The 9876-nt window shown below is 63.3% G+C and carries 6 protein-coding genes; 2 read left to right on the top strand and 4 right to left on the bottom strand.

Annotated features, from left to right (window positions below; all coding sequences use genetic code 11):
* The 4 genes from L0G76_RS11190 to L0G76_RS11175 all read right to left on the bottom strand — a co-directional run.
* A partial coding sequence (locus tag L0G76_RS11190) for a protein kinase family protein (protein WP_304357298.1) occupies nt 1–1740 on the bottom strand: 1740 nt, incomplete at its 3' end.
* A 25-nt stretch (nt 1741–1765) separates the two neighbouring features.
* Complete coding sequence (gene murJ, locus L0G76_RS11185) at nt 1766–3379, bottom strand: murein biosynthesis integral membrane protein MurJ (protein WP_304357297.1); 1614 nt, start codon at nt 3377–3379, stop codon at nt 1766–1768.
* 3 nt (nt 3380–3382) lie between these two features.
* Nucleotides 3383–5728, bottom strand: a complete 2346-nt coding sequence (locus L0G76_RS11180; protein WP_304357296.1) for a DUF6049 family protein — start codon at nt 5726–5728, stop codon at nt 3383–3385.
* A gap of 14 nt (nt 5729–5742) precedes the next feature.
* The gene (locus tag L0G76_RS11175) at nt 5743–6231 is read right to left on the bottom strand and encodes an NUDIX domain-containing protein (protein ID WP_304357295.1); all 489 of its coding nucleotides are present in this window, start codon (nt 6229–6231) and stop codon (nt 5743–5745) included.
* A gap of 120 nt (nt 6232–6351) precedes the next feature.
* Between L0G76_RS11175 and L0G76_RS11170 the strand changes: the two genes are divergently transcribed.
* Entirely contained in the window at nt 6352–7929 is a 1578-nt protein-coding gene (locus L0G76_RS11170) for a CCA tRNA nucleotidyltransferase (protein WP_304357294.1), read from the top strand.
* Nucleotides 7930–8056: 127 nt separating this feature from the next.
* On the top strand, nt 8057–9763 hold the full coding sequence (locus L0G76_RS11165; protein ID WP_304357293.1) for an AMP-binding protein: 1707 nt from the start codon (nt 8057–8059) through the stop codon (nt 9761–9763).
* Nucleotides 9764–9876: the final 113 nt, after the last annotated feature.

The raw sequence follows: 9876 nt of genomic DNA, 5'->3' as shown, positions 1-9876 counted from the left end.
GGCGCGAGCAGCACCTCCAGCCCCTGAGCCCCCAGCGGCCGAACTTCCAGCTGCTCCAGCCACCCCTGCTGCGCCGACAGCTGCCCCGCCCACAACCGCGGCACCAGTCCCGGCGCCAGCGGGAGGATTGTCATCGGGGCGCTGCTTCGGTGAGACCGCGGCAACAGGTGCAGTGGAATGAGTTGAGCCGTCGTCTGACTCATCAACTGAATGGGGTGAGAGCCTGCGCACCTCCTTGGGTGGCGTGGCGGAGTCGGCTTCTCGTTGTTTGGTGGTCGAGGCCGCCTCGAGGGCGGCGATGCGTCGGCGTGCCTCGTCTTCCTTGGCTTTGGCGATTCGGCGTTCGCGTTCGTATTCGCGAAGCTGGTGTTCACGCTGCTGCTCGTTCGTCTCGAACATCCCGCCGAGGAACCACGACCCGTCATCATCCTCATCATCCATGATGACGCGGGTGTCGTTGTCGTCGTCGGCTTCTTCAGCGCCGTCCTCGGAAACGACGTTGAGTGCCTGGGTGTCGGGGTCCGAATCCTCGGTGTCACGATTCATGATCGGTGAGGTCAGATTCTCGTCGTACTCGTGTTCTGCATATGCGGAGTACTGCGAATAGGTCTGCTCAGGCTCCCATTCCTCCCAGTCCTGGGCGGCATTGTCGAGCTGATCCTTGCCGATCGGGAAGCTTGAAGCCTCGCGCATCTGCATGCGGTCTGCATATTGTCCTGTGGTCTTGCCGCCGACACCTACGGCCAGACCACGGGTCCCCGGTCGGGTGATGCCGATGCGAACCAGAGCTGCCTTGACCTGGTCATCGCTTGCTGTGTTCGCAGTGCTCGGACCCATGGACGTCGATCGAGGGGTGGGCAGGCTGGTCGCCTCGTCGAAGCTGCGTGGTGACTGGTCGAAGACGCTGTCGTTGTCGACCACCGGAGCACGATTGACGTACCGCAGCAGCTCGGCATCCCATTCGTCCAGGTAGCCCAGAACCTCGGCCACGGAACCTGGGCCCGGATCGGATCCGGTGAGGATACCGCTGACGAAATCGTCGAGCTCATTGGAGATATCGGGGTTGAGAGACTTGGCCCTGGCGATGCGGGAATTCTCCCGACCGGCGGCGGGTATCCCGTTGTACGGATCATCGGCGGGCCAATAGCCGGTGATAGCGGCGTAGAGGAGTCGGATGAGGCCCAGCGCATCCGCTCGAGATGCCTTCGTCGGTGTGTAGTCCTCGGGTTGGATCACTTCGGTGCCCAGGGCCAGAGCGGCGTCGATGCCGATGCCCGAGACCAGGACGGTGCCCTTGGTCGTGATCCCGACAGTGTTGGGGCGCAGGAACATGTGGAAGAGACCGCGTCGGGCGGCCGTGACGAGAACCGTTCCGATCTCGCCGATGAGCGCACAGGCGGCATCGATGGGAAGCGGGGACTTGGGCAGGATCTCGCCCAGCGAGGTCACGCCGATGCGTTTGGATACGACATAGTCGAGTCCGTCCGAATGACCGACATCCAAAGTCGGGGCAATGCGATGGTCGCCGAGGATGGAGACCCGTCGCGCTGCCTCGAGCACATCCGTGGATCCATCGGCATCGGCGACGTGGATGAGCATCGGTTCATCGAGGATGGCGTCGAGGGCAGTGCACACCGCGCCCGCCTGCGGTTTGTCCTCGAGCCACCAGCGGTCGACCGTTGATACGACGTAACGACCGGCAATAACCATGCCGGGTTCGATATCGATCAGGATGACCACCTCCAGAGGGGCTTCAATGCGCAGGTTATTTTCTTAGTTTTCCAGCAACGACGCCAATAATCGAATGCAACTCTCTGACTTTCAGCAAATAACATGCTCCCAAGAAGACAATGAGCATGAGAGTCCCGACGCCGGCGGAGGAGACGAACGCTTGCCACCTGCCGGCCAGGGCAAAGTCCGGGAAGAAGAAGAGAAGCCCGTAACCGGCCAATCCGGCAACCAACGCTGCTACCAAGAACTTCATATGAGCGATCAGGATTGCGCGGAGATCAATCTCGCCGAGGCGCTTAGACAGAAGCCAGAATGACAGGATCATGGCGAACAGATATCCCAAGCTCATCGTCAGACCGATGATGGCCACCGTGACCGACTTCGGGAAGATCGAGGCCGAGAGCACCGCCAGCGACTGGAAGATGACCTGCGGGAGCTGGATGAGGAACGGAGTCTTCGCATCTTCATAGGCGTAGAAGACTCTCTGCGCCAGGTAGTTCGCACTGAATGGAATGAGCCCGAACACCATGGCGATGATGACGAGTCCCACGGCCATGGCCTGTTGGCGGCCATCGCCGGCGATGATCATCGCCACCGGGGAGGCGAGCACGATGAGAGCTGCCACCGCGAAGGAATTGATCAAGCCGACCATGCGCACGCCCATGGAGAAGTCGCCGATGACCGCCTTGGTGTCATGGTTCGCCGCGTCTCTGCTCAGAGAGGTGAAGAGAGCCGTGGCCAGCGATACCGCGATGAGTGAGTGCGGGAGCATGAAGACGAGATAGCCATAGGAATAGGCAGCGTTCGAGGCATTGCCCTCTCCAGGGACCGACGCCCCGGCTGCAACACGCGAGATGATGAGGAAGCCGATCTGGCCGATGAGCATTGCCGCGAAGGTCCAGAAAGCCACTTTGCCGGCGGTACCGAGCCCGACCCCGCGGAAGCCGAAGGTCGGCTTGTACTTGAAGCCGATCCTCTTCAGCGGCCAGATCAGGATGAGGGCCTGAGCGGCAACGCCCAGAGTGGCTGAGCCGGCCATGAGAGCAATCTTGTCCGGCGTCCAGGTGCTCAGTCCATGAGGGGACGCATCGTTCGTACCGAAGACGATGATGAAGATGAGCAGACCCGTGATGGCAACGATGTTGTTGAGCACCGGTGCCCACATGTACGGACCGAAGGAGGATTTGGAGTTGAGCACCTGTCCCAGGAGTGTGTAGAGGCCGTAGAAGAACAGCTGAGGCAGGCACCAGAAGGCGAAGGCCGTAGCCAAGGCCATCTGATCCGGTCCCCATCCTGAAGAGTAGAGCCACACGAGGAGCGGGGCGGCGAGCGTCGCAATGATGCTCACTGCCGCGAGGATCATGAACGACAGGGTCAGCAGGCGATTCGTGTAGTCCTCGCCTCCATCCTTCCTCTTCGAGGCCCGCACCAGCTGCGGGACGAGGACGGCATTGACCACGCCGCCGGCCAACAGCATGTAGAGGGTGTTGGGCACCTTGTTGGCGACATCGAAGGCGTCGGCCTGGACGAAATTTACGCCGATTGCAGTTGCAAGGAGCGACGCCTTGACCAGGCCCAATATGCGCGAGGTCAGGGTCCCGGCAGTCATTATCGCCGAGGATTTGGCCAATGATGAGAAATTGGACAAGTCCTACCTCTTTTCCGATTCGTCGTTCTTGGCGCGAGCCATCGCATCGGCCAGCTGCTGTTCGGGGATCTTCCTGCGTCCGCGTGAGACCGTCTTGATCAAGCCGATCACAAAGACGGCGGCCAGGCCCAATCCGACGATGGCCGTGCCGATGTTCTCCCAATCGGCCCGCACCCTGACGAGCAGCGTCTCGCTCTTCGGCAAGACGAAGTCATCGGCGGCGATCATCTCGATCGTCGTCGGCACATCGGCGTTGGCGATGCCCTCGACGGGAACGTCGACGCGCATGGTCTCCTGGGCGGGCACGACGACGGTCTCCGTGGGCTCGGCTCGCAGCTGTGGGGTCTTCGCCTTCATCCGGATGCTCATTGTCGCGTCGGCGGGGGAATCGTTGACGATCGTGACCGGGATCGTCGTCTCCTCACCGGTGACGAGCAGCACCGAGGAGCCCTTCTCGAGGTGGATGCTGTTCCTCATCTTCTCGTTCGCGGCTTGGGCATCGTCGGCGCAGCGTTTGGCGTTGCCGTCCAGGGTCCACGCGACCGACGTGCAGCTGAGCAGCTCCCGGTCCAGTCGCGTGTTGGCACTCCCTGGATCGGAGAATACGCTGTTGAACTCCTTCTGCGTGGCCCGTGTCTGCGCGAGGCTCGCCACGGTCTTCGTCCCGATGCTCTTCGGGTCCTTCGGCGGTTGCAGCTGTCCGCGGGGCGCGACGTCGGTGTCGAGGAGCTCATCGACACCGGACGGATCGACCCAGGGCGCGTCCGCGACGGCTTCCACCGTCTTCTCCCAGTTCGCCGAGGCTGCAGTGCGTGGCATGGGCAGCAGCAGATGTCGTGTCCGGTAGGGTGACTCCGCTTGGATCGCGGCAGTCGTTGCCACCAGTTCCGAGATGCCGGAGGCGGGGTGCGAAGATTCGATGATCTGAGCGCTCTGCTGCGCCAGAGCCGCATCGCTGATCAGGGTGTTGATCGACGATTGCCCATCCGAGCTGATGGGGGTCGTCGAGTGCGCGTCATCGTGGACCCCGGACGGCGACGGCTGCTGGCCATTGCTGAGGATCACGGTTTCATCACCCGCCTCGGCGAAGTCCTTGAGCTGATCGCGCTGTGCGGAGCCGGCGATGGGCCAGGCGATATCGGTCCTGGCTTCCGGCAGAACATCCGTGACGAGGCTTCTCTGCTTCTGCGCGAACGCGCCCAGACTTTTCAGGTCGCTGTCCAGCAGCGAGGCCTGGTCGGGATCGCCGTAGGGCAGAGCGATGACGGTGTGCGACTCCGCCTCCTCGAGGAAGTCGTGATACCAGGCGTCGAGGAGTTTGCGCTGCTCTTCATCGGCTTCGGTCTCGTCGGCGTCGAGTCCATCGGCACCGTCCTCGTCATTGGAGTTCGCATCGGGGTCGGTATCGTGGGCGTCGGGCCCGGTGGTTGCGGTTTCCGTGCCCTCCGGGGAGGGCTTCCCGGTCTCTTCGGAATCTGATCCGTCGTTCTCCGAAGCCGGATCGGCCAGAGCGGATTCGAAGGAGGCGATGATTCGGGGGTCGAGGGCGATACCGATTCCGGGCGTGTCGAGGACCTTCATGATCGTTGACAGGGAACCGCCCTTGCCGATGGCTTTCTCGAGCTGGTCGGGATCGATGATGCCGTCGGTGGTGTGGTCCGGCAGCGTCACCGGTGCGAGCATGCTGACCTTGGTCTTATCGAACTCCGGGCTCGGGTACCAGGTGGAGAAGCCGACTGCGGAGGCGAGCCGTCCAGAGGAATCGCCCACCTGCACGCTCAGGCCGCGCGGACCCCAGTTCGAGACCGGGGATGACTTCCGCAGCCCAAGCTGCTCTGCGGGCACGGAGATCGTGAATTCCGAGGAGGAGTCGGCCGCGATCTCATCGTCGAAATTCGCATCCACCGTGGTCATCGGGTCGCTCGCTTCGCCCGATTCCTTCGCCTCCTTGCGGGCGTCGGGACCGTTGTCCTCGAGGTCGGCGATCCTGCGGTTCTGGGACTGATCGGTCTTCCAGTTCTCGATCCGGCGTCCGGCATCGAGCTTGTCCGTGGACATCGCCAGATGCAGTTCCGGATCGGAGATCGCCTGATCCGTGGAATTTGTGATCATGCCCCGCACCGTGAGTGAGCCCTTCTCATCGACCCAGGGGGTCACCTCGTCGAGGGTGATGGAGACGTCGTCTCCGCTGGGTGTGGTCGCGTCCGGTGAATTGCCCTCGGCGGCGGACGAACCGGCGGCACTGGTGCTCGTGGTGGCCGCTGCGGGCGTCGAACCCATGAGCGGGTATGCGAAGACTGACCCTGCGAGCAGAAGGACACTGCTCAGCAGGGCGAGAAGGAAACGCATATGACTGATGGGTTTCACTGCTCCAATCGGGCGACCATCGGGCGGGCGGCGGACACGATGCGACGTTCGTTGGCGAACGAGAGCCGAGAACGCAGATCATTGAACGGAATCCACGCGGCATCGATCGCTTCCTGGTCAGGATCATTATCCACGGTCAGGGTTCCCGACCGTGCACGCAGCAGGAAGTGGTGGACGAGTTTGTGGATCCGGATGCCGGTCACCGTGAACCAGTAGTCGACGGTGCCCAGGGGACAGACGATCTGTCCCAGGATACCGGTCTCCTCCTCCACCTCACGTCGAGCCGCCTCGGCGGGGGTCTCCGGTCCTTCGAGGTGTCCCTTGGGAAGGCACCACTCGATCCGTCCGGCCCGGTTGATCCGGGCGATCACGGCCACGGTCAGCTCCGGGCGAGTGAAGTCGACGACGATGCCACCGGCGGAAATCTCCTCAACCGTGGTTCGACGGGACGCCCTGGGTCCCGGCTTGGGCATCGGTGTGGTCATTCTCCTACCTTAGTAGGCGATTCTTGGAAGTTTCGTCGGACGCGCTCCCGGTAGGCTGGACTCGGCTGTAGATGAGTCGTCTCCGATCGGAACGAACACGGTAGAACACGAAGGAGCTCGGTGGACCCGAAGACCGCGCACGCCCGTCTGTACGACAAGCTCGATGAGCTCGAGAACATTCTCGGGCCCTTGGGCAAGCGCTTCGCTGCGGCCGGATTCGAACTCGCGCTCGTCGGCGGTTCCGTTCGCGACGCTCTGCTGGGTCGCCCGATGCCCGATCTCGACTTCACCACGGATGCGCGCCCCGACGACATCCTCTCCCTCATCTCCGACTGGGTGGACACGCACTGGGACATCGGCCGGGAGTTCGGCACCATCGGTGCCATCAAATCGGGTGTGCAGATCGAGATCACCACCTACCGCGCCGAGGCCTACGACCCGGATTCCCGCAAGCCGACGGTGAAATTCGGCACAGAGCTCGATGCTGACCTCATCCGACGCGACTTCACGATCGGTGCGATGGCGATCCGTCTGCCGGCGATGACCTTCGTCGACCCGCACGAGGGCTTCACCGACCTCATCGAGGGCGTCATCCGCACCCCGGGAACGGCCGCCGACTCATTCTCCGACGATCCGCTGCGCATGATGCGCGCCGCTCGGTTCACCGCTCAGCTGGGCCTCGACCCCGTCGCCGAGGTGGAAGCGGCGATGCGTGACATGGCCGATCGAATTGCGATCATCTCCGCCGAACGCATCCAGGTGGAGCTGTTCAAGCTGATGACCGGCATCGATCCGGCCGCGGGCATCGATCTGCTGGTGCGCACCGATGTCGCTGACCATGTGCTGCCCGAAGTTGCCGGTCTGCGGCTGGAGACCGATGAGCATCATCGCCACAAAGACGTCTATCAGCACTCACTGACCGTCCTGCGCCAGGCCGTCGAGCTCGAAGAGAAGTATGCGGCCAAACAGCGCGAGGCGGGGATGAGCTCGGATGACCCCAACCACCTCGGCGTCCCGGACTTCGTGGTCCGGTTCGCGGCACTCATGCACGATGTGGGCAAACCCGCGACCCGCAGATTCGCCCCCGGTGGCGCCGTCACCTTCTATCACCACGACGCGGTGGGCGCGAAGCTGACGGCGAAGCGGATGAAGGCGCTGCGCTTCGACAAGGACACGACCAAGGCCGTCGGTCGCCTGGTCGAACTGCACCTGCGCTTCTACGGCTACGGCGATGCCGGATGGACCGACTCGGCCGTGCGCCGCTACGTCACCGACGCCGGCCCGCTGCTGTCTCGCCTGCACATCCTCACCCGGGCAGACGTGACCACCCGGAACAAGAAGAAGGCCGATCGGCTCGCGTTCGCCTACGACGATCTGGAGCACCGGATCCAGAAGCTGAGCGAACAGGAAGAGCTGGCAGCGATCCGCCCCGACCTCGACGGTCGCCAGATCATGGCTATCCTCGGCATCAAACCCTCGCCCCTGGTGGGCAAGGCCTACAAGCACCTGCTCGAGGCGCGGATGGAGAACGGTCCGCTGGGGCCCGAGCGCGCCGAAGAGGTGCTGCGCCAGTGGTGGGCCGAGAACAAGCCCGCTGAACCCGCCCCTGGAGAGTCGGAGTCTTCTGACAAGGATTCTGTTGGCTCGGAGTTCGGTGACTCGGAGTCCTCTGCGAAGGATTCCGGCGAGCAGTCGTAGGCGGGCAATGCGCCTGGGCGGCCCCCGCCTGTTGTCATCGGCACGTCAACTGATAGCTTCGTAATCCGCGTATGTTTGTGCTTGTCGTCACATGGTGTGGCGCGGGCGACGAGGTGAGGAGACCACGATGACTGTGACCGATGAGTTCCGTGCAGCCAGAGACAAGCTGATCGAGTTGCGCAGTGACGCCACGGCGGCCAGTGACGGCTTCGAGTGGCCGCGCTTCGACCACTTCAACTTCGGCATCGATTGGTTCGACAAGGTCGCCGAGGGCAACGACAACCCTGCTCTGTGGATCGTCGAGCAGGACGGCACCGAGGGCAAGTGGAGCTATGCCGAGCTCTCTCGCCGGTCGAATCAGGTGGCCAACTTCCTCCGCCGGTCCGGTGTGAAGCGCGGCGACCATGTCATGATCATGCTCAACAACCAGGTCGAGCTGTGGGAGACCATGCTCGCCGGCATCAAGCTCGGCGCGGTCCTCCTGCCCACGACCACTCAGCTGGGTCCCATCGACCTCACCGATCGCGTCGAGCGCGGCAAGGCCGAGTTCGTCATCGCCGGTGCCGCGGATGCCGCGAAGTTCGACGATGTCGACGCCGAGGTGGTGCGCATCGTCGTCGGAGACGAGGCCAAACGCCAGCAGGACTACAGCTACGCCGACGTCGAAGACGAGGAGACCGACTTCGATCCGCAGGGCTCTTCGCGTGCCGATGACCTGCTCCTCCTCTACTTCACCTCGGGCACCACCTCGAAGGCGAAGATGGTCGCCCACTCCCATGTGTCCTACCCCGTCGGCCACCTGTCCACGATGTACTGGATGGGACTGACTCCCGGCGATGTCCACCTCAATGTCGCCTCGCCCGGCTGGGCCAAGCACGCCTGGTCGAACATCTTCACCCCCTGGATCGCCGAGTCCTGCGTGTTCCTCTACAACTACTCGCGCTTCGACGCGAATGCGCTGATGGAGACCATGGATCGGGTCGGTGTGACCAGCTTCTGTGCCCCGCCGACCGTGTGGCGCATGCTCATCCAGGCCGACCTCAGCCACCTCAAGACCCCACCGAAGATCGCCCTGGGCGCCGGCGAGCCCCTCAACCCGGAGGTCATCGACCGGGTCAAGCAGGAGTGGGGTGTGCTCATCCGCGACGGCTACGGACAGACGGAGACCACCTTGCAGGTCGGCAACTCCCCTGATCAGGAACTCAAATACGGTTCCATGGGCAAGGTGCTGCCCGGCTACGACGTGGTCCTCATCGATCCCGCGACCGGCGAAGAGGGCAACGAGGGTGAGATCTGCCTTCGCCTCGATCCCCGACCGCTGGGGCTCACGAGCGGTTACTGGTCCAATGAGGAGAAGACCGCCGAGGCGTTCGCCGACGGCGTCTATCACACCGGTGATGTAGCCGAGCGCGACGAGAACGGCTACATCACCTACGTCGGGCGCTCCGATGACGTGTTCAAGGCCAGTGACTACCGACTGTCCCCATTCGAGCTCGAGAGTGTGCTCATCGAGCACGAGGCCGTCGCCGAGGCGGCTGTGGTCCCCTCGCCGGACCCTGTCCGTCTCGCGGTGCCCAAGGCCTACGTCGTTCCCGCTGGCGGTTTCGAGGCCAACGCCGACACCGCCCGGGAGATCCTCGCCTACTGCCGCGAGCACCTCGCCCCCTACAAGCGGATCCGCCGGCTCGAGTTCTCGGAGCTGCCGAAGACCATCTCCGGCAAGATCCGCCGCGTCGAGCTTCGCGCCCGCGAGGATCAGCTGCACCCGTTCAGCGGTGAACCGGCCGTCGAAGGCCAGGAGTACGCAGACACCGACTTCGACCTCAAGGGCTGATAGTTGAAAATGTGGATAAATGTGAGCAATTCGGCACTGGGTGCGGCTGATTACCCGATCGGACGGTAAAATCCCTGGTGAGAATGCATATGTACTGCTACTTACTTGCACTT

It is taken from the genome of Brevibacterium picturae (genome assembly GCF_030453725.1).
In the GTDB taxonomy this organism is placed as follows: domain Bacteria; phylum Actinomycetota; class Actinomycetes; order Actinomycetales; family Brevibacteriaceae; genus Brevibacterium; species Brevibacterium sandarakinum_A.
Note: the sequence above shows the minus strand (reverse complement) of the source record. Positions and strands in the feature narration are given on the sequence as shown.

Bases quoted from the DNA above. Each gene is read 5' to 3' on its own strand.
- L0G76_RS11175 (WP_304357295.1), bottom strand. From the start codon at position 6,231: ATGACCACACCGATGCCCAAGCCGGGACCCAGGGCGTCCCGTCGAACC.
- L0G76_RS11180 (WP_304357296.1), bottom strand. From the start codon at position 5,728: ATGCGTTTCCTTCTCGCCCTGCTGAGCAGTGTCCTTCTGCTCGCAGGG.
- L0G76_RS11165 (WP_304357293.1), top strand. From the start codon at position 8,057: ATGACTGTGACCGATGAGTTCCGTGCAGCCAGAGACAAGCTGATCGAG.